This is a genomic window from Gordonia sp. AC31, from assembly GCF_031844505.1.
GTDB classification, from domain to species: domain Bacteria; phylum Actinomycetota; class Actinomycetes; order Mycobacteriales; family Mycobacteriaceae; genus Gordonia; species Gordonia hongkongensis.
Genome location: NZ_JAUZVK010000007.1, coordinates 60,194 through 80,079, shown reverse-complemented (window position 1 = coordinate 80,079; position 19,886 = coordinate 60,194). Strand labels below are relative to the sequence as shown.

The window sequence follows — 19,886 nt, the reverse complement described above, 5'->3', positions numbered from 1 at the left end:
TCGGTGCGCGCACCGCGCGACTGTGTTCTGTTGACGCCGTTGCTCGATCAGCTGATGTGGCCTAGGCCGTCGGCGATGAACGCCGCCGTCGCCTCGGCAGCCTTTTCGGCGCCGTCGCCCGACGACGCCCCCGAGAGTGCGCGGTAGGTGATCCCCTCGGCGATCACGCCGAGCTTCAGGTTCGCCAACCCCAGGTAGAAGTCCCAGTCACCCAGGTCGACACCCGTTGCGGTCGAATACTTCTGAGCGATCTCGTCGACCGACGCATAACGGTCACTGGTCCAGGCCGCGGAGAAGCCGAGAACCTGGTCGAAGGCGCCGGTGCGGTAGACGCACATCAGCGCGACATCGGTGAGCGGATCTCCGAGGGTCGACATCTCCCAGTCGACGACCGCCGCGATCCGGGCCGGGTCGTCGGCGTCGATGATCGTGTTGTCGACCCGGAAGTCACCGTGCACCACCGACTCTCGCGCCTGCTTCGGAACTCGCGCGGCGAGCGCGTCGACGAGACGCTCGACGTCGGGGAGTTCACGCGTCTTCACGTGCCCCCACTGCCGCGCCCACAGTTTCACCTGGCGGGCGGCGAAACCCGCGGGCCGACCGAACTCGCCAAGCCCGACCTCGCGATAGTCCACCGCGTGCAGGTCGGCCAACGTCTGCACCAAGGCGTCGAGATTGCGGGCGACCTCGTCGTCTGAGTAGGCGTCGAGGTCTTCCGCGGTCCGGACGACGCGGCCGTCCACGAACTCCACCACGGTGCACGGCGCACCAATGACCGAGCCGTCGGCGTCGAAAGCGACGGTCCGCGCAACCGGGACCGACGTCGACTGCAGCGCACTGGTGACCGCCCATTCACGGCCCATGTCGTGAGCCGACGGCGTCAGTCCGCCGGTCGGCGGTCGGCGCGCCACCCACGTGGTCACGCCGTCGGTGACCGTGTAGGTGAGATTGGACTTGCCGCCGCTGATGAGGTCGATGGTCAGCTCACCTGCGGGCTCGACTCCGTTGTCGATCAGCAACCGGCGCAGGCGATCCTGGTCGAGTGCTGCGTCCGTGGCGGTCATCGGGCACCCGCCGATGCCTTCGCCTCGAGCGCCTGCTGGGCCTTCTTCGCACGCCCGACGGCGCGACGGGCGATCGCCCACCGGTGGACCTCGGACGGGCCGTCGTAGATGCGGAACGGCCGGAGTTCCTGCGACAGGCGGGCCAGCGGGAGGTCGGCGGACACACCGAGCCCGCCACACATCTGGATGCTGCGATCGGCGATCCGCGAATACGCCTCGGCAGCAAAGGTCTTCGCGATCGATGTCTCGTCCGACGCGTGGTTGCCCAGATCGAGCTCGTGGCAGGCCTTCAGCAGCAACGCGCGAGTCGCGGCGAGGTCGATCTCGTTGTCGGCGACGAGTTGTTGGATCATGCCCAGATCTCCGAGGCGGCCACCGAATCCCTCACGGCGTGAGACATAGTCGACGGCGACGTCCTGGCAGCGCTTCGCCGAGCCGAGCCAGCGCATCACGTGGGTCATCCGAGCCGGCCCGAGCCGGACCTGGGCGTAGCGATAACCCTCGTTCACCTCGCCGAGGATGTCCTCGTCGGGAACGAAGAGGTCGGTGAAGGTCACCTCGCAGTGACCGCCGATCATCGCCTTGTCGATCGTGTTGATGTGGCGCCCGACAGTCAACCCGGGCGCATCGGCGGGCGCGAGGAACATGGTGGCCCCGCCGCGGTCACCGGGCGCACCCGAGGTCCGCGCCATGATGATGAAGAAGCCCGCACCGTCGGCGCCGGTGATGAAGTGCTTGTCGCCGTTGATCTTCCAGCCGCCGTCCACACGGACGGCCTCCGTGCGCAGCGCGTTGGGATCCGAACCGGCGCCCGGAGCCGGTTCGGTCATCGCGAACGCCGAACGGACATCTCCGGCGGCCAGCGGGGCGAGGTACTTCTGCCGCTGATCCTCGCTCGCGATGTGCGCGAGCATGTGCACATTGCCCTCGTCTGGCGCGCCGATGTGCAGCGCGATCGGACCGAACGTGGAATACCCGGCCGCCTCGAACACCGGCGCGCGGTCGCACATGTTGAGACCGAGTCCGCCGTACTCGACCGGGGCATGCGGGCCGAAGACCCCTGCCTCCTTGGCCTTGGCGTTCATCTCGCGACGGATGTCGTCACCACCGGCCGCCGTGATGTCACCGGCCGCCTCGTCCTCGATGGGCAGGACGTAATCGCGGACGAAGGCCTCGGTCTTCGCGACGACGTCGAGCACGTCGTCGTCGTGCCGCAGGTCTATGGGCATGGTGACTCCTTAACGCATGAGCAGGGTGGGGATCCCCGAACACCGACCGATCGATCGCTCGGCGTTGCATACCTTGCCAGGCGATACCCGCCGGGTCAAGCGGCCCAGCAGACGGCGCCCTGCGCGACGGCCGTCAGGGTGTGCGATACCCGACCAGCGCGCGGGCCATCTGGAGATTGCGCGCGATGAGTTCGTCCGGACCCAGCAGACCGTCGAGCTTGAACCAGGTGGACACCCCGACGCACATGGTGGCCACGGCACGCGCCGCATCTTTCGGGTACTCGGTGGTGAACTCACCCGTTTCGACGCCCGCGAAGACGATCACGTCGACCATCCGCTGCTGGCGGTCCCGGTGTCCGATGTAGGTGGGCCGGTAGTTGTCGTCGAGGCTGCGGATCTCGGTGGAACCGACGAACGCCTGCTCGCGGCGATACATGTGGAACCGCAGAAGCGACTCGACGACGGCGTCGAACTGCCGAATCGGCTCGGGACCTGCCTCGACGATCGCGGCCTCCGAGCGTGCCAGGAGGTCGGTCATCGTGCGTTCGAGGAGCCCCTGCAGCAACGACTGCTTCGACGGGTAGTGGTGATAGAGCCCTGGCACCGACAAATTGGCCCGCGCGGCGATCTCCCGGACCGAGGTCCCGTGGTAGCCCTGTTCGGCGAACGCCGCCAGCGCCGCCGCCAACGGGACCGGCAGTTCGGGCTCGCCGTAATCCCGCCAGCCGCCCAGTGGCCGCGTCGCCGGACGGATGTCTGCTTCGCCGGTTCCGCCACTCATGCCATCAAACATATCCCGACATGCGGACCTACTCCGCATCGCCGGTGCGACGCGAGAGACTCTTCTCGAGCATCTCGGCGGGTGAGACGAGCAGCGCGATGCTCAGATCCACCACGTCGGCCTTGCCGAGTTCGACCTCACCCTCGAGCCACGCCGCGAGCAACCGGCTGAGTCCGCCGACCTGGTAGTGCGCAACGCCGACCGCTGCCGCCGGCCCGACGTGGACGTCGAGAATGGCCGACGTGCTCTGCAGGGTGAGGCCGGCGAACAACGTCGTCGACTCCATGCGCTTGGCCGCGATGACCGGACTCAGAAGCGCCTGCGAGAACAGCAGCCTGCCTTTGCGGCGGTCCGCGTCGATGACGTCGACGATCGCCGACACCGCACCGGCGACCTTCGCACGCATGCTGGCCCCCTCGGAGAAGGCTGCCAGACTGGCTTGCGCGATCTCTTCGATGACCTCGTCGTACATGACGCCGACCAGCTGATCGACGGATTCGAAGCTCTCGTAGAAGTACCGGGCGGTGAGTCCGGCCTGCCGGCACACGCCGCGCACGGTCACCGCGCCCACGTCATCGGCGCCGAGCAGATCCAGTCCTGCATCGATGAGGGCGGATCGACGCCGCGCGACCCGGGTGTCGCCGCCCTCGCCGCCATAGGCCCGAAGCGTGCCGGCCGCGTCGGAGTCCGCACCGGAACGGCTGTCCGGGGTCGATGGTGCTCGTCCCATGATTCCTATCTTGACACCCCGGTAAGTTAGGTGTGTCATAAAACGGGAAACAGACGTTTCCAGAATTCGAGCAGGAGGGGTGTTCGATGGCAACGGAGCCTATCACCAGTGGAAGTTCGGCACTGTCAGCACAACCGGTGACGGATGTGACCGCCGAAGTGCAGGAGTTTCTCACCGCGGAGCGCCCCGACACCGAGTTCCTCCCCTCCTCCGCCCGTATGTCCCGCGCAGAGCTCGATGCACTCCCCACCAGCGACCTCGACCCGCTCGGCATCGGTGTGATCGCGGGCGCGGCGAACGTGATCATGCAGCTCAGCCTCCCCGCGGTCGGTTACGGCGTGTACGAGAGCCGCGTCGACTCGGGAAACCTGTTCAAGCATCCGATGAAGCGCGGCCGCACCACGTTGAGCTACCTCGCCGTCGCCGGACTCGGTAGCGCCAAAGACCGGAAGGCCTACCGCAAGGCCATCGGCAAGGCCCATGCGCAGGTCCGTTCGACCGCCAACAGCCCGGTGAAGTACAACGCCTTTGATCCGAAGCTGCAGTTGTGGGTCGCCGCGTGTCTGTACCGAGGCACCGAGGACGTCCATCGCATCTTCGGCGGGGTCACCGAGGTGACCGACGAGCGCTATCAGGCCGGCGCCGTTCTGGGCACGACGCTGCAGGTCCCCCGCGAGATGTGGCCCGCCACCCGCGAGGACTTCGAGACCTACTGGAACGACACGGTCGAGACGCTCGAGATCGACGACACCATCCGCGAGTACCTGATGTCGATCGCGCGCGCCGAGTTCCTCGGCCCGGTGATCTCGCGGCTCTTCGGCTGGCATTTCGAGATCATGGCCATCGGCTTCCTGCCGGAGAACTTCCGCCGCAAGATGCGCGTCCAGCTCTCGCCGTGGCAGGAGCTGTACTTCGACAAGCACAACGCGGTCCTGCGCGCGATCATCACGCGGGCCCCGCGGTGGGTGCGCGGCTTTCCGTTCAACGTCCTGCTCGCCGACGTCCGGTGGCGCATGCGCACCGGGCGGCCGCTGGTCTGACCCTTCGCGACGCACCCTCCGCAAGCTTCGGGCGCTGCTCAGGGAGCAGTGGGTCTCTCTCTCGAACAGACGCCAGACGGCCTACATCCGGCGCAGCGCCTCGCGGTCGAGGTCGGCGACGTCGGTGTGCCCGGACAGTCCGAGGGTGAGGTCGAGTTCGGCGATGATGTCGGCGACCGCGTCGCGGGCACCGTCGGCTCCCGCGAGCGCCAGGCCGTACATGTGCGGTCGTCCGATGCAGGCGGCGTCGGCCCCGAGGGCGAGCGCCTTGAACACGTCGGAACCGGTGTAGATCCCGGAGTCGACGAGGACCTTGATGCGACCGTCGACGACCGGCGCGATGGCGTCGAGGGCGTCGATCGTGCTGATCGCGCCGTCGACCTGCCGACCGCCGTGGTTGGAGACGATGATGCCGTCCACCCCGGCGTCCACGGCACGACGCGCATCGTCGGGGTGCAGCACGCCCTTCAGCACGATCGGAAGAGCGGTGCGGGCGCGCAGGCCGGCAAGATCGTCCCAGTTCAGCGACGGTCGCGAGTAGATGTCGAGGAAGGTCTGCACCGCGGCACGCGGTTGCGGCGACCGCAGGTTCTGCAGGAACCGGCCCGGGGCGTTGCGGGTGATGGAGAAGAGGGTGGCGATCGCGCCGAGGGAGATCTCCGGACGTTCGTCAGCAGCGCCACGTAGCCGTTCGGCGACGATGTCGACGAACCTGCGGTCGGACGTGTACTGGGCGATGCCCTCACCCTGCGCGAACGGCAGCGAACCCAGGTTCAGGTCCTGCGGCCGCCACCCGAGCATCGTCGTGTCCAGGGTGACGACGACGGCCTCGGCGCGGATGGCCGCCGCGCGCTCCAGGAGGCTGTCGACGAGGTCGTCGTCGGTGGACCAGTACAGCTGGAACCAGCGCGGCGCCCCGGCGCTCGTGTCGTCCATCGCGGCCGCGACGTCCTCCATCGAGACGCTCGCCTGATTCGACAAGATGTAGGGGACACCGAGTTCCGCGGCCGCACGCCCGATGAGGGCGTCGGCGTCGGGCGCGGCGAGCGAACCGGCGCCGACCGGCGCGAACAGCACCGGCGCCGTGATGCGGCGACCGAACAATTCGACCTCGAGGTTGCGCTGCGAGACATCCCGCAGGATGCGCGGCACGATCGCCCAGCGGTCGAGTGCCGCGCGGTTGGCGGCCATGGTGCGTCCCTCACCGGCACCACCGCCGATGTACGCCCACGCACGCGCCGACATCGCACGTCTCGCACGTCGCTCGAGCTCGGCGAAATCCGTTGGTACACGCGGCTTTCGCCGGTGCACCCCGGCGGTGTAGATGTCGTTCTGCCGTGCACGCCCATATCCCGCGGTCATGGGTGGTGATGGTAGTGCCGCCATCGGGGCGTCCGGCCGGTATTGCCGGGGCGCGCCGCTCAGCGTGTGGCGACGGCAGTGGCGCCCGCCGCGGCGACGGTCACGGCCGCGACCGACGGCCACGCGCCGATCTTCTTCGCCAGCGGGTGCGAGCCGCCGAACGCCGCCAGGTAACCGGCCAGCAGACCGCCCGCGACCGCGGGGCCCTTCGTCGACGCCCACCGGCGAGTGCACCAGGCGCCGGCTGCGCCGAGCACCACACCACCGAGTTCGCGTCGCCCGCTGTAGCGCGCGACCGCGAAACCACCGACGAGACCGACTGCCACCACGGGCACCGTTGCATCCACAGCCATGCGACTCAGGCTACGTCTGGGTTCCCGAAACCGTTCACAGCCACCTGCCAGCCGATCTCCAGGCTGACGGTGGCGGAGGCGTCGACTCTGGACAGGAATCATCTGAGGAGGACCCATGACCGCAGTACTGGACAAACCACCGGCGCCGTCGCCGTCCGATCCCGCCGCCCCGGCGCACCGACGACGCGTCGCCGCCCGGCCATGGTGGGGACGGCTCGGCCTCGTCGGACTCCTGGCCGTCACCGCGGTGCTCTACCTGTGGAACCTGTCCGCAAGCGGGTACGCCAACACCTTCTACGCCGCTGCGGCGCAGGCCGGATCACAGAGTTGGAAGGCCTGGTTCTTCGGTGCACTCGACGCATCGAACTTCATCACCGTCGACAAGCCGCCGGCCTCACTGTGGGTGAGCGGACTCAGCGTCCGCATCTTCGGGATGAACTCGTGGGCCGTTCTGGCGCCCCAGGCGCTGATGGGCGTGGCCGCGGTCGGGCTCCTGTACGCGACGATGCGTCGGACGATCCGCGACCCCCAACTGGGTGCCGCGGCCGGCCTGATCGCCGGCGCCGTGCTGGCCTTCACCCCGGCGGCCGCGTTGATGTTCCGTTTCAACAACCCGGACGCACTGCTGGTGTTGCTGATGGTCGCCGCGGCGTACGCGCTGACCCGGGCTGTCGCCACCAACTCGGGTCGGTGGCTCGCCCTGGTCGGCGTCGCCCTGGGATTCGCCTTTCTCACCAAGATGCTGCAGGGCCTGCTGATCCTGCCGTTCTTCGGGCTCGCCTACCTGCTGTTCGCGAAGACCGGGTGGCGCAAACGAATCGCCCACCTCATCGGTGCGACCGCCGCATTGCTCGTCTCCGCGTTGTGGTTCCCGATGGTCACGATGCTCGTGCCGGAATCGGCACGTCCTTATATCGGTGGTTCGACGGACAACACGTTCATGGACCTCGTCCTCGGCTACAACGGCGTCGGCCGCATCAGTGGTGCCTCCGGCGGCGGCGGAGGAGGCGGCGGTCAGGCCGGCGGGTCCTTCGGCGGGTCCACCGGGCTGGACCGACTCTTCGGTTCCGAGATGGGCAACGAGATCTCCTGGTTGCTTCCGACCGCACTCATCGCGCTGTTCTTCGCCGGCTACCTGGTGGTGTGCAGCTTCCCGGTCTTCCGCTTCGAACACCGTCTGGCACGCACGGAATCCGCAGCCGTGCTCTCGTGGGGCGGCTGGCTGCTGGTCACCGGCATGATCTTCTCCTTCATGAGCGGGACGATCCACCCGTACTACACGGTGGCACTGGCGCCGGCGATCGGCGCAGTCATCGGACTCGGCGGCGTGCTCGCTTGGCGTCGACGCAACCGCTGGGCGGCCAGGATCGCCCTGGCGGCGATGGTCGGTGCAGCCGCGGCGTGGTCGATTGTCCTGTTGAACCGCAACGACTTCGGCCCGACCTGGTGTCGTTGGCTGATCGGCGTGGTCGCCTCGATCTCGGTGGTGGCCCTCCTCATCGGTGCTGCACGCGGGTGGCGACGTGCGGTTGCCGCGGCACTCATCGCGGGTTCGCTCGCCGGATTCGGCGGGACGGCAGCGTTCTCGATCGCAACCGCGGCGACCCCCCACAACGGCTCGATCCCGACCGCGGTGTCGACCTCGATCGATGGCGGCGGAATGGGCGGCCCCGGCGGTGGCATGGGCAGTGGCCCCGGGGGTCGGGCGGACGGCGGACAGCCCGGTGCCCAGCCGGCCGGCGCCCGCCCGGGCCAACAGGGAAACCCGCCCTCCGCCATGCAGGGCGGCAGCGGAATGACGGGCGGCCCGGGTGGCGACACCGCGTCGAACGCCGAACTCGTTGCCGCGCTGAGGGCAACCACGACAACGTGGGCGGCCGCGACCAACGGGTCGCAATCCGCCGCCGAGATCGAGATCGCCACTGGCACCTCCGTCATGGCGATCGGTGGATGGAGCGGGGACCCGGCCCCCACGCTCGAGCAGTTCATCGCCTACGTCAAGGACGGCAAGATCGCCTATTACCTCGGCAACGACGGCGGCGGTCCGGGCGGCAACTCGGAGATCGCCGAGTGGGTCGCCGCCAACTACACGGCCACAACCATCGGAGGAACGACGGTCTACCAGCTCTTCTGACGTCTCGACACGGTCCTGCCCGTTCCCGACCTTCGGGGGCGGGCAGGACACATGGGCAACCGATCGACGGTGGTTCGGCGTTTCCTGTGCGGCAAACCCCAGGCGCGACGCCGCGGCGTGGCCGACGCCCACATGTCGCCGTCACCCATCCGCTCGCAATCGCGGCTCCGAAGACGGGGTAACCGACCGCTCCCCCGGACTTTCGAAGGGCTCCGTCATGACACCGACCGCCGAGATGACCGACTCGTCGGCGCCGCCTGCACAGTCGGCATCCCCGGCTCCCGATCTGCACCCGATCACCGCCTCGACGACGGATCTCGAACTCGTCGAAGAGGTGCTGGCGGCGCACTTTCGTCGCCACGCCACCACCTTGCAGCAGGTCGGCGGGGAATTGACGCCGGCGATCGATGTCCTCTCGGCGCGGATCGGCGGAGGTAAACGCCTGCGCGCGTCGTTCTGCCTCTGGGGCGCCCGAGGCGCCGCCGGTGGTCGGAGCGTCGCGGGCATCGTCGAGATGGCGGCCGCCATCGAACTGTTCCATCTCGCCGCCCTCGTGCACGACGACGTGATGGACGACAGCGACGTCCGGCGCGGCCTGCCCACCGTGCATCGGCACTTCGCCGACGATCATCTGTGCGGCCGACGCCGTGGGGACGCCGAGCGCCATGGCACCGCCGTCGCGATCCTCGTCGGCGACATGTGCCTGTCCTGGTCCGACGACCTCGCCGCTGCCGCGGTGGACGACGTGTCCGCGGACATCCGACGCGCGGTCCGCGACACCTGGTCGGTGATGCGCGACGAGGCCTACGCGGGCCAGTACCTGGACATGCTGAGTCAGACCGAGGACACCACCGACGCCGATCGCACGGCACGGGTCCTGCGCTACAAGAGTGCGCGGTACACGATCGGTCAGCCGCTGCGTCTGGGCGGCACGCTCGCGGGTGCCCCGTCGGCGCTTCTCGAGGCATACGATCGGATCGGCATCACCGCCGGCGAGGCCTTCCAGCTCCGCGACGACATCCTGGGCGTCTTCGGCGACGAGAAGGTCACCGGCAAACCCGCCATCGACGACCTACGGGAAGGCAAGCGCACGATGCTCATCGCGGCGGCCGAGGAATCGGCGGGACGGATGGAGCGCCGCGTGCTCGCCGACGGTCTTGGCAATCCGGACCTCGACGCCGACGGTGCCGCGCGGATGCGTGAGGTCCTGTACTCCACCGGCGCCGTCGAACGAGTGGAACAGCGTATCGCCGACCTGCACGCGGAAGCGCTCGGCATCGTCGACGCCGCTCCGATGGACCCGGCGAGCCGGCACGCACTGACCGCCCTCATCGAACGTTGCGTGTGGCGGCGCGCATGACCGCTCCCGCCGGGCCGACGGTCGAACTCCGCGTCTGGGGTGTCGACCGCGTGCTACCGGCGCTCGGCCGGATGTCGTCGGGTCGACGGGTGCTGCGCCGTACTCCCGGTCTGCGTTTCGCCAAACTGCTGGGCACCGGCACCGCACGCACGTTCACCCTCGAGAGCGCCGACCTGAGACACTGGGCCGCGTTGACGGTATGGCACGACGCCGACGCTGCTTCGGCCGCAAGCGATTCCGTCGTGTTCCGCCGATGGCGAGAGTCCAGCACGGAGGAACTCCGGATCACCATGCGACCACTCCGGTCGAAGGGCCGTTGGTCGCGCGTCGACCCGTTCGAGACGGTGCGATCGTCGACCGACCACGACGCGTCCGGACCGGATTGGGCGGGCCCGGTCGCCGCGTTGACCCGGGCACGCCTCCGGCCCACGAAGATGGCATCGTTCTGGCGTGCCGTCCCGCCGGTGGCGACCGAACTCGCCGGGGCACAGGGCAATCGATTGGCCCTCGGCGTCGGCGAACTCCCGCTCGGGGTGCAGGGCACGTTCTCGATCTGGAATTCGGCGCAGGACCTCACCGGCTTCGCCTACCGCTCCCCCGCACATCTGTCGGCGGTTCGGCGGACCGCACCGTCGCGCTGGTATGCCGAGGAATTGTTCGCCCGTTTCGCCGTCACCGAGGTCGTCGGCACATATGAGGGGAGACCGGCGTGAGTCTCCTGGACGGCTCCACTTCGCACCGATCGGACCAATCGTCGCGATCGCGGCGTACCGACGGCACCGCGCCCTGGAACCGCGGCCTGGTCACCCTGGCGTGGATCCTGCTGGCGGCGACGATCGGCGTCCAGATCGCGTTTCCGCTGACCGGTGGCGGCACCCTGCCGCTGACCGTCGCGAGCGTGCTGCTCCTGGCGTCGGCCTCGCTCGTCCACGTTGCCGCAACCCGCGGCGCCGCCGCCGCGGTCGCCCTCGCGGTGGTGGCCGGTGGTGGCGGGCTGATCGCCGAATCCGTCGGTGTGAGCACCGGGTTCCCGTTCGGCACATACGAGTACACCGACGGGCTGGGACTGAAGGTCCTCGGCGTCCCGGTCCTGGTCCCGCTGGCCTGGATCATGATGTCGTGGCCCGCGCTGGTCGTGACCCGACGACTCGTCCGTGCGATGGGCATCGCCGGACGGTGGGTTGGGCCCGCCACCGCCGTCGTGGGTGCTTATGCACTCACGGCGTGGGATGTGTTCCTCGATCCGCAGATGGTCGACCAGGGCAACTGGGTGTGGCGGTACCCGACGCCGTCGCTGCCCGGGGTCGCCGACATCCCGCTGACGAATTTCGCGGGCTGGCTGCTGGTCTCGTTTCTCATCGTCGGCATGCTCGACCTCCTCATCCGCCGCGACGATCCCGACGCGACCGGGTCTTCCGGGATGGACGCCGTGCCCGTCACCGCGTACCTGTGGACCTACTTCTCCTCGGTGATGGCGCACGCGGTGTTCTTCGGCCGTCCGTCCGTCGCCCTCACAGGGGGTCTCCTCATGGGTGTCATCGCCATCCCGCTGCTCGTCGTCGAGATCAGGGGTCGCCGTGCGGGTGTCTGACCTGCTGCGGCCGCTGGTCGCGACGGGAACCGCTATGTCGCTGGCGTCGCTGGCCCTGACCCTCGACAACGCCCGCCGGGTCCGTCGGCCCGGTCTCGCCGACATCCCGGCGCCGGAACCACTGTCGGTTCTCATCCCGATGCGCGACGAGGCGCACAACGCCGAACGCTGCCTACTGGCCGTCCTCGAGGCGGCGGATCGCTGGCCAGGACCGGCCCGGATCCACGTGCTCGACGACGGCTCGGCGGATGGAACCGACGCCGTGCTCGCCCGCCTGGCCTCGATGGACGACCGGGTTCGTGTCCACCCCGGCTCGGCGCCTCCTCCCGGGTGGCTCGGAAAGACCTGGGCCTGCGCCCAACTCGCGGAGAAGGCGTTCCCCGGCGGGGTCCACGTCTTCCTCGACGCCGACGTCGTGGTCGAGCCCCACGCGTTCACCTCATCGTTCGCCTTGCTCCGCAACGCCGGACTCGATCTGGTGAGCCCGTACCCCCGGCAGGTCGCGGTCGGCGCGGGCGAGCGACTGGTGCAACCGCTGCTGCAGTGGTCCTGGCTGAGCACCCTGCCCCTCGGTCTCGCCGAGCGCTCACCGCGCGAATCTCTCACCGCCGCAAACGGTCAGTTCCTGGTCGTCGATGCCGCGATGTACCGTCGTGCCGGCGGTCACGAGGCGGTGCACGACGTGGTCCTCGAGGACATCGCCCTGTTGCGCGCCGTCAAGGCGGCCGGCGGTCGCGGCGTCGTGGCCGAGGGAAGCGACGTCGCCACCTGCCGTATGTACCGCGGCTGGGACGAGGTCCGCGCGGGTTACCGCAAGTCGCTGTGGTCGGCCTTCGGGTCTCCGGGCGGGACGCTGGGCGTCACCGGTCTGCTGTGCCTGATGTACGTACTCCCCGCGGCAGCAGCACTGTTCGGCTCCCGGACGGGTCTCGTCGGATACCTGGCCGGGGTGGCCTCACGGGTGGTGTCCGCACGCTGCACCGGCGGACGCGGATGGCCGGACGCCTTCGCCCATCCGCTCTCCATCCTCGTCTTCACCGGTCTCGCAGTCGATTCGACGCTGGCCCGACAGCGCGGCGACCTGCACTGGAAGGGACGCCCCATCGAGGTCCGTCGATGACGCGGGTCGTGGTGATCGGCGCGGGCGTCGGCGGACTCTCCGTCGCGATGCGCCTCGCCGCGACCGGTCACGATGTCACCGTTCTCGAGCAATTCGACGATGTCGGCGGCAAACTCGGGGTCATCGAGCACGACGGGTTCATCTTCGACACCGGGCCGTCGCTCGTCACGATGCCGCACGTCTTCGAAGAACTCTTCGACGCCACGGGCGCGTCGATCCACGACCACCTGACCCTCGAACGGCTCCCCGTCGCCGCGCGCTACCGCTTCCCGGACGGCACCGAACTGGACATGCCCGGAACGCTCGACGACATCCCCGCTGCCCTCGACGCCGCACTGGGGCGTGGGCGAGGCGCTCAGTGGTCATCGTTTCTGGAACGCGCACAACGTGTCTGGGACGTCACGCACGAACCCTTCCTGGAATCGCCGATGAGCATCCGCACGATGATCGGCGGGATCGCCACGCCGACGGATGTGCGGACTGTCGCGCCATGGAGAACGCTGCGTGGACTCGGCGAGGATTACCTCGACGACCCGCGCCTGCGGATGCTGCTGGACCGCTACGCGACCTACACCGGTTCCGACCCGCGCCGCGCGCCGGCGGCGCTCGCGTCCGTGCCGTGGTCCGAGCAGGCATTCGGATCATGGTATGTACGAGGCGGATTGGGCCGCATCGCCACCGCGATGCACGACCGTCTCATCGAACTCGGCGGGCGGGTCGAGCTCGGTGTCGAGGTCGACCGGATCTCCGTGGACCACACCGGTCGGGCCGATGGCGTGGTGCTGTCCGACGGAAGCCGGCGCCCAGCCGATCTGGTCGTCGCGAACGCCGACGCCCAGCAGGTCTACGACCGTCTCGTACCGCGTCGCGCCGCGCGTCGGCCCGCGGCGCTGCTGCGACGGACGACGCCGTCGCTGTCCGGGTTCGTCCTCCTCCTCGCCCTCGACCATCCGCCCGCTGCGCCGCACCACCAGGTGCTGTTCGCCGAGGACTACGACGAGGAGTTCGACGCGGTCTTCGGATTCCGCGGCTCACCGCGTCCGGTCGCTCGACCGACCGTGTACATCTCGGCTCCCGCCGATCCCGAGATCGTGCCCGCCCCGAGAACCGGCGCGTGGTTCGTGCTGGTGAACGCACCCCGCCACGACCCCGAGCACGGCGTCGACTGGGACGCCAAGGGCTTGGCGGACTCTTACGCCGACCAGATTCTCGAGGTGATGGCCGATCGTGGACTCGACGTGACCGGCCACGTGCGCCACCGTCTGATCGTCTCGCCCGCCGACCTCGAACGTCGGACCAGGACACCGGGCGGCTCCATCTACGGGTCGTCGTCGAATGGACCCCGCTCGGCGTTCCTCCGGCCGTCGAACACCTCCCCGGTGCCGGGCCTCTACCTCGTCGGCGGATCGTCGCATCCCGGCGGCGGTCTGCCGCTCGTGGTCATGTCGGCGAAGATCGTGGCGGAGCTGATCGGTCCGGCCGTGAGTCACTGACCGATGGGCCTTGCTCATCGGAGCCTTTAGCGCGGATCGATACGGAACACGGCGCATCGGCCCGCCGCGGCAGCAAAGGCTTCCGGGGTCACGTCGTCGACGACTCCCGCGTCCTTCATCATCTTCGGGCCGTCGGTGCCCGCCAGCTCCGGCCAGGCGCGTAGCACCGGAACGGCCTGATCGGCCGAGAGTTCGACGAGGCGGACATCGCTCATCTCCCCTCCCACCGACAGCTGGGCACGTCCCTCGGCCGCACGGACGTTGCGTGCCCAGTCCGCCCCGGGAAATCCCTCGAGCAGGTAGCGCTCGCCCGTACGGTGATCGAGCACCTGCCTCAACCATCGCCACGATGCGATCAGCGAGTCGTGGGACCTCGAAGCGTCAGATCAGACCCGGTCGCGATAGCTGTACGCATGTCCACCCAGCGACGCCGTCACGACCGCCACCGGAACACGGGAGGCCTGGAGGTTCCGGCGCTCTTCGGGGGTCAGGTGCTGACGAGACCACGTCCATCGCGGGCCGCGCCACCACGCATTCGTCCGTGCCTTCTCCATGTCACCGGTACCTTTCGCGCCGCTCGCTGTGAGCCCTGTCACGCGACCGTACCCGGATGATCTGCGTTCCAAACCTTCCGGCGCAGGTCAGCGTGTCGCGACCGGCATCGGCCCCACCGACCGGTCGCCGCGGAGCTTCTTCCGGATGAGTTCGGCGCTGATCAGGCACATCGGCAGGCCGATGCCGGGACGCGTGCTCGACCCGGCGTAGAAGAGGCCGTCGACCTTGCGTGACCGGTTCGTCGAGCGCAGAAACGCGCTCTGCCGCAGCGTGTGCGCCGGGCCGAGGGCTCCGCCGCACCACGAGTTGACCGAGTCGACGAAGTCCGCGGGGCCGATGGTGCGGCGGACGACGACACGATCGGCGAGGTCGGGAACACCTGCCCACTGTCCGATCATCGCAATGGCCCGGTCGGTCACCTTCTCGATGTCGGGGTCGCCGCCGCCGTCCACGCCGCCGCGGCCGAGACCCGGGTCGGGCGGGACGGGCACCAGGATGAAGAGGTTCTCCGAGTCCGACGGCGCGACCGACGGGTCGGTGGCCGACGGCTTGCACACATAGAGCGACGCCGGGTCCGGTACGCGCGTGGGACTCTCGAAGATGGCGTCGAAGTTGGTCTTCCAGTCCTCGGTGAAGAACAGGGAGTGATGCGCCAACTCGGGAATCTCACCGCGTACGCCGAGGAGTGCGAGCACCGCCCCCGGGCCGGAGGTGGCGCGGTCCCAGTACCGTTCGGGGAAGGTCTGGAGTTCCCGGGGCAGCAACCGAGTCTCGAGATGGTGCAGATCGGTGGCACCGATCACGATGTCCGCGACCAGTTCTCGCGGTGTGCCGTCGGCTCCTTCGACGCGGACGCCGGCCACCTCGGCGCGACGACGCGACGGCGTGGACCGCTTCCCAGCGCGTTCCCGCGTGAGGATGGCGGTCGCGGCCGTGCCGGTGGAGATGCGTACGCCCCGTTCCCGCGCAACCCGCTCCAGCGCGTCGACCAGGGTGGTGAAGCCGCCGTTGGGGTACCGCACACCGTCGGCGAGGTCGAGCCAGCTCATCAGGTGATACATCGCAGGGGTGCGCTCGGGCGAGGAACCGAGGAACACCGCCGGATACCCGAGGACCTGGCGGAGCCGGCGGTCGGTGAAGCGGGCCGCGATGTAGGACTGCAGCGAGGTCGTCAGCAGCGTGACAAGCGTTTTCGCGTGCCGCAACACCGGCAGGCCGAGGAAGGCACGTGGCGAGTCGAAGCTGGTGTACAGGAACCGTTCCACGGCAAGGTCATACGCTTGCCTGCCGGTGCGCAGATAGTCGTCGAGTGCGGCTCCCGCGCCGGGCTCGATCTCGTCGAAGAGCGCACGGTTCCGGTCCTGGTCACCGAACACGTCGATCGGCTTCTCGTCGGACCCGTTGTCGTCGAAGAACACTCGGTAACCGGGGTCGAGGCGGACGAGATCGAGCTGCTCGGCGGTCGACGTCCCGAGCATCTCGAAGAAATGGTCGAACACCTCCGGCATCAACCACCACGACGGACCGGTGTCGAAGCGGAACCCGTCGCGATCCCAGGTACCGGCCCGACCACCGAGGTCGTCGTTCTTCTCCACGAGTTCGACGTCGTGCCCGTCGTGGGCGAGGAGGGCGGCGGTGGCCAGGCCGGCGACTCCGCCACCGATGACGACGACGCGTCGGGACTCGCTCATACGTTGCTCTTCCTTCTGTTCAGACCGGCGGCGTCGGCACGTGCGGGTCGCGGCATACCGCGGCGGGCGACGGCGGCCGCCGCGATCTTCGCCTTCCCGGCGTTCGGGACGCGGACGCGGGTACGGCGGGCCTCGGTGGCCGACGACTCGCGAAGGCGGGCCGTCAGCTCGGCGAACAGGTCGTGCGCGGTGCACACCGCGACGCGGCTGCTCGCCGGCAGGTGCGGGATGGCGGCCGCAGCGGCGGTCAGGTCGAGGTCGATGTCGTCCAGCCAGAGCGACCAGGCGGAGTCCGCCGGATCGTCGGGATCGAGGCCGACCAGGTAGCGCCGCCCCAGCCCGTCGCTGTCCTCGCCGAAGTCGCGGAGGAAGTTGATCTTCTGGAAGGCCGCGCCCAGCCGTTGGGCGCCGGGTGCGAGGTGGTCGTACTGGGCGGCGGATTTCGGCTCGTCGGCGAGGAACGCCCGCAGGCACATCAGACCGACCACCTCGGCCGAGCCGTAGATGTAGGTGGCCAGCGACTCGAAGTCGTGCTGGACCTGGGTCAGATCGCTGCGCATCGAGTCGAAGAACGGGCCGACCAGATCAAGATCGATGCCGACCCGGCGGGCGGTCTGCGCGAAGGCGTGGACGATGAGGTTGCTGCTCGACCCGGTGACGAGCGCGACGCTGGTCTGCTCCTCGAGCTGGTCGAGTTCATTGCTGCGGTCAACGAGCCCCTGCTCCGGGCGCGGGGCGTCGACGATCTCGTCGGCCACCCGCACGAGCGCGTAGATGTTCTGGACGTCGCGCCGAATCCGCGGCGTGAGCAGACGCGAAGCGAGTCCGAACGAACTCGAGTACGACCTGATCACCATCGCCGCACAGGCTTCCGCGACCTCGTCGTATCGCCGGTGCGGTGGGATCACCTGAGTGTGACCGGGAATGTGCATCATCCGACCGCTCCTCGACCTGGTGACTGAACGCCAATTGCCTGACGTCATGAATTCGACGCCCGGGACATCACCGGATGGGTGTCGTAGACCGAACCGGGGTCGTCGGTCGGCAGCTGCCGCACCTGCTCGACGAACCACGGACTGACCGCCCACGGGGTGTTCGCGACGAGCGACCACACGTCGGCGACGTCGGCCCAGGCGTGCTCGGCGACCTCATCGGGATCCGGTCGAAGTGTTCCCAGCGGACGTGCGACGAACACCGGGCAGATCTCGTTCTCCACGATGCCGCTCGCGTCGACCGCCCGGTACCGGAAGTCCGGCAGGATGCAGCGGACATCGGCCACCTCGATACCGAGCTCGCGCCGGGCATACCGGTGCACGGCGTCGACGACGTCCTCGCCGGGGCGCGGATGACCGCAGAACGAGTTGGTCCACACCCCGGGCCAGCTGCGCTTGGACAACGCCCGGCGTGTCATGAGGATGCGGCCGTCGACGACGAGATGGCACGAAAAGGCGAAGTGCAGCGGGGTGTCCGGTCCGTGCACCCCCTCGCGGTCGGCGGTGCCGCACGGGCGGCCGTCGGCGTCGGCGAGAACCACCGAGTCGTTCGTCATCGACATTTCCTCATCGCATCGAGATCGGGCGAGCTGCTCTTCGCACCATTGTTCGTCACCGGAGCGCGAACCGGATGGGAGCCGCCCGCGACGAGAACTCATCCGAGCCGTCGGGTCTGCCTCCGCACCGCGATCCCCAACTGGACCGTCCCGATCAACGCCAGTGCCGCGCCGATTGCCGCGATGAATAGAGCCAGGCCGGACGCGACGGCTGAGCTCAGTCCCGAGCACCACCACGAACCCGCACTCACAGTGGCGACGACCGCCAGTATCACCCGCGACGGCCGCTCCCACACGGTGACCGTCCCTGGCCCCTTCATGCCCACCGCCTGGGCCGTGGCGCGGGTGATCTCGAGGATGAGGGTGAGCACCGCGATCGTCGCGCCGAGCCATGGCGGTGCACCCACGACCACCACGATGCCGACGAGCATCACGTCCGAGAACCGGTCCGCCACCGAGTCGTTGATACGCCCCCACCGCGAGGCCGTTCCGGTCTGGGCCGCGATGGCACCATCGATCCCGTCGAGGAGCGCCGCCAGGACGATGACGAGTGCGGCGAGCAGCGGCCACCAGTCGCCGAGAATGGTCAGGCACAGCGCGATCGCGGTGGCGATGACTCCGAGAGCTGTCACGGTGTTCGGCGTGAGGCCCAGTCGGGCCAACGGTCGCGCGCAGGCGTGGCTGACGAGCACCCAGTTCCGGACCCAGAAACTCGCGCGCGGATCGAGCCCTCCGTGGAGCTTCGACCACGAGTCGAGTGCCTCGTCCCGGGCGCTCGTCGTCCGCTCCGCACCCGACGCCGCCGTGAGGCTCCGGCCCGCTCGCTCAGGCTCCGCGGACACGTCCCCTCCTCTGCTTCTCGATCGCCTGCCCGAACGCCCATCCGATGATGACGATGACGTGCGCGACGTACAGCCACAAACCGACCGCGACCACCCCGCCGATCACCCGGAGACCCCCGTACGGGATCCCGACATCGATCGGCAGGGACAGGAACAGCAGGAAGCCCTGGGTGAATCCGGCGATGAACGACGCGGTGCCGAGAGCGCTGGCCGCCGCCACCCCGAGTGATGGCTCACCGGGCGTCACCTTCCAGTACACCCAGGTCAGGGCCACCGTGACCAGCATCCACACGACGATGAACTCGACCACGATCCGGACCACGAGGTCGCCGAAACCACCCGTTCCGCCTCCCTCGGGCGCAAACGTCGTGAGTGTGCCCGCGACGCCGACGACCACATACGCCAGTGGCGGCACGACGACCACCAATCCCAGCACCCAGATCCGAGACCGCCATCCCGTGAACCGGTCCTCGCGCGGATACAACGTCATACACGCGCGGCGAAGACCCTCGCCGTAGAACGACGCCGGGAACAGCAACACCAGTGCGCCCATCAGCGTCAGTCCGGTACCGACCGCGACGGCCTCGTCGAACACGCCACGGCCGCCCATGGCCGGTGGGATGAGGACGCGCAGCTCCGCCAGGGACTCCTCGGCGGACGGGCCGCGGAGCCAGGTCGTCGACCAGATCCCCAGCAGCGCCCACGGCACGACGGCGATCGCCGCGAAGTAGGTGAGGGTGGCAGCAGCCGCGGCGAGGTCGCCGCGGCCCAGTACATGGCGCACATCGGTCACCAACGCACGCACGTCGAACGTCGTCGTCTGCTCGCGGATCGTGGTGTCGCGAGTCACCGTCGGGGCCGATCGGCGCGGTGTCACCCCTCCGGGATACCCGAAACACCCCACTCGCGCCGCAGCAGTGTCCGATCTGAGTCCTCGGTGACTCCAGCGTGATCACACTGTCGCCTCCACCGCTGTCCTGCACCCGTCCGGC

General features: G+C 69.0%; 20 protein-coding genes. 7 read left to right on the top strand and 13 right to left on the bottom strand.

Annotation, left to right across the window (positions count from 1 at the left end; all coding sequences use genetic code 11):
* Positions 1-47: 47 nt before the first annotated feature.
* From Q9R39_RS10630 to Q9R39_RS10615, 4 genes are all read right to left on the bottom strand, one after another.
* Positions 48-1,064 (bottom strand): phosphotransferase family protein, encoded by a 1,017-nt coding sequence (locus Q9R39_RS10630; RefSeq protein ID WP_058252278.1) that lies wholly within the window; start codon positions 1,062-1,064, stop codon positions 48-50.
* The gene (locus tag Q9R39_RS10625) at positions 1,061-2,293 is read right to left on the bottom strand and encodes an acyl-CoA dehydrogenase family protein (protein WP_058252279.1); all 1,233 of its coding nucleotides are present in this window, start codon (positions 2,291-2,293) and stop codon (positions 1,061-1,063) included. Before Q9R39_RS10625 ends, Q9R39_RS10630 begins: the two co-directional genes overlap by 4 nt.
* Positions 2,294-2,426: 133 nt before the next feature.
* Complete coding sequence (locus tag Q9R39_RS10620; RefSeq protein WP_171011686.1) at positions 2,427-3,074, bottom strand: TetR/AcrR family transcriptional regulator; 648 nt, start codon at positions 3,072-3,074, stop codon at positions 2,427-2,429.
* 28 nt (positions 3,075-3,102) lie between these two features.
* Entirely contained in the window at positions 3,103-3,804 is a 702-nt protein-coding gene (locus Q9R39_RS10615; RefSeq protein WP_058252281.1) for a TetR/AcrR family transcriptional regulator, read from the bottom strand.
* An 86-nt stretch (positions 3,805-3,890) separates the two neighbouring features.
* Here Q9R39_RS10615 and Q9R39_RS10610 point away from each other — a divergent pair, with 86 nt between their 5' ends.
* Positions 3,891-4,844, top strand: coding sequence for an oxygenase MpaB family protein (locus Q9R39_RS10610; protein WP_058252282.1), 954 nt, complete (start codon positions 3,891-3,893; stop codon positions 4,842-4,844).
* Positions 4,845-4,925: 81 nt separating this feature from the next.
* Here the strand turns inward: Q9R39_RS10610 and Q9R39_RS10605 are convergent, their stop codons facing one another.
* On the bottom strand, positions 4,926-6,206 hold the full coding sequence (locus tag Q9R39_RS10605) for an alpha-hydroxy-acid oxidizing protein (protein ID WP_058252283.1): 1,281 nt from the start codon (positions 6,204-6,206) through the stop codon (positions 4,926-4,928).
* Between the two features lie 59 nt (positions 6,207-6,265).
* Positions 6,266-6,559 carry a hypothetical protein gene (locus Q9R39_RS10600; RefSeq protein WP_171011687.1) on the bottom strand — a complete coding sequence of 98 codons (294 nt, stop codon included), beginning with the start codon at positions 6,557-6,559 and terminating at the stop codon, positions 6,266-6,268.
* A 115-nt stretch (positions 6,560-6,674) separates the two neighbouring features.
* On the opposite strand from Q9R39_RS10600, the gene Q9R39_RS10595 reads away from it, so the two are divergent.
* From Q9R39_RS10595 to Q9R39_RS10570, 6 genes are all read left to right on the top strand, one after another.
* The gene (locus Q9R39_RS10595; protein ID WP_058252284.1) at positions 6,675-8,693 is read left to right on the top strand and encodes a glycosyltransferase family 39 protein; all 2,019 of its coding nucleotides are present in this window, start codon (positions 6,675-6,677) and stop codon (positions 8,691-8,693) included.
* 217 nt (positions 8,694-8,910) lie between these two features.
* Positions 8,911-10,053 carry a polyprenyl synthetase family protein gene (locus tag Q9R39_RS10590; RefSeq protein WP_058252285.1) on the top strand — a complete coding sequence of 381 codons (1,143 nt, stop codon included), beginning with the start codon at positions 8,911-8,913 and terminating at the stop codon, positions 10,051-10,053.
* The gene (locus tag Q9R39_RS10585; RefSeq protein ID WP_078113307.1) at positions 10,050-10,766 is read left to right on the top strand and encodes a monooxygenase; all 717 of its coding nucleotides are present in this window, start codon (positions 10,050-10,052) and stop codon (positions 10,764-10,766) included. The genes Q9R39_RS10590 and Q9R39_RS10585 overlap by 4 nt, the downstream gene beginning before the upstream one ends.
* A complete protein-coding gene (locus tag Q9R39_RS10580; RefSeq protein ID WP_058252286.1) occupies positions 10,763-11,644 on the top strand; it encodes a carotenoid biosynthesis protein in 882 nt (293 codons plus the stop codon). Before Q9R39_RS10585 ends, Q9R39_RS10580 begins: the two co-directional genes overlap by 4 nt.
* Complete coding sequence (locus tag Q9R39_RS10575) at positions 11,631-12,764, top strand: glycosyltransferase family 2 protein (protein ID WP_058252287.1); 1,134 nt, start codon at positions 11,631-11,633, stop codon at positions 12,762-12,764. Before Q9R39_RS10580 ends, Q9R39_RS10575 begins: the two co-directional genes overlap by 14 nt.
* Entirely contained in the window at positions 12,761-14,257 is a 1,497-nt protein-coding gene (locus Q9R39_RS10570; protein ID WP_058252288.1) for an NAD(P)/FAD-dependent oxidoreductase, read from the top strand. The genes Q9R39_RS10575 and Q9R39_RS10570 overlap by 4 nt, the downstream gene beginning before the upstream one ends.
* A 26-nt stretch (positions 14,258-14,283) precedes the next feature.
* On the opposite strand, the gene Q9R39_RS10565 is transcribed toward Q9R39_RS10570, so the two are convergent.
* From Q9R39_RS10565 to Q9R39_RS10535, 7 genes are all read right to left on the bottom strand, one after another.
* Positions 14,284-14,586, bottom strand: coding sequence for a hypothetical protein (locus Q9R39_RS10565; RefSeq protein WP_231742446.1), 303 nt, complete (start codon positions 14,584-14,586; stop codon positions 14,284-14,286).
* 57 nt (positions 14,587-14,643) lie between these two features.
* Positions 14,644-14,811: a hypothetical protein gene (locus Q9R39_RS10560; protein ID WP_156422435.1), complete on the bottom strand. Its 168-nt coding sequence runs from the start codon at positions 14,809-14,811 to the stop codon at positions 14,644-14,646.
* Positions 14,812-14,898: 87 nt separating this feature from the next.
* Positions 14,899-16,503 carry a phytoene desaturase family protein gene (crtI, locus tag Q9R39_RS10555; protein ID WP_058252289.1) on the bottom strand — a complete coding sequence of 535 codons (1,605 nt, stop codon included), beginning with the start codon at positions 16,501-16,503 and terminating at the stop codon, positions 14,899-14,901.
* The gene (locus Q9R39_RS10550; RefSeq protein ID WP_311277458.1) at positions 16,500-17,438 is read right to left on the bottom strand and encodes a squalene/phytoene synthase family protein; all 939 of its coding nucleotides are present in this window, start codon (positions 17,436-17,438) and stop codon (positions 16,500-16,502) included. The genes crtI and Q9R39_RS10550 overlap by 4 nt, the downstream gene beginning before the upstream one ends.
* 44 nt (positions 17,439-17,482) lie before the next feature.
* Positions 17,483-18,052 carry an isopentenyl-diphosphate Delta-isomerase gene (idi, locus tag Q9R39_RS10545; RefSeq protein ID WP_058252326.1) on the bottom strand — a complete coding sequence of 190 codons (570 nt, stop codon included), beginning with the start codon at positions 18,050-18,052 and terminating at the stop codon, positions 17,483-17,485.
* 98 nt (positions 18,053-18,150) lie between these two features.
* Entirely contained in the window at positions 18,151-18,894 is a 744-nt protein-coding gene (locus Q9R39_RS10540) for a CDP-alcohol phosphatidyltransferase family protein (protein WP_058252291.1), read from the bottom strand.
* Positions 18,878-19,771, bottom strand: a complete 894-nt coding sequence (locus tag Q9R39_RS10535) for a YhjD/YihY/BrkB family envelope integrity protein (RefSeq protein WP_396275655.1) — start codon at positions 19,769-19,771, stop codon at positions 18,878-18,880. Before Q9R39_RS10535 ends, Q9R39_RS10540 begins: the two co-directional genes overlap by 17 nt.
* Between the last annotated feature and the right edge of the window lie 115 nt (positions 19,772-19,886).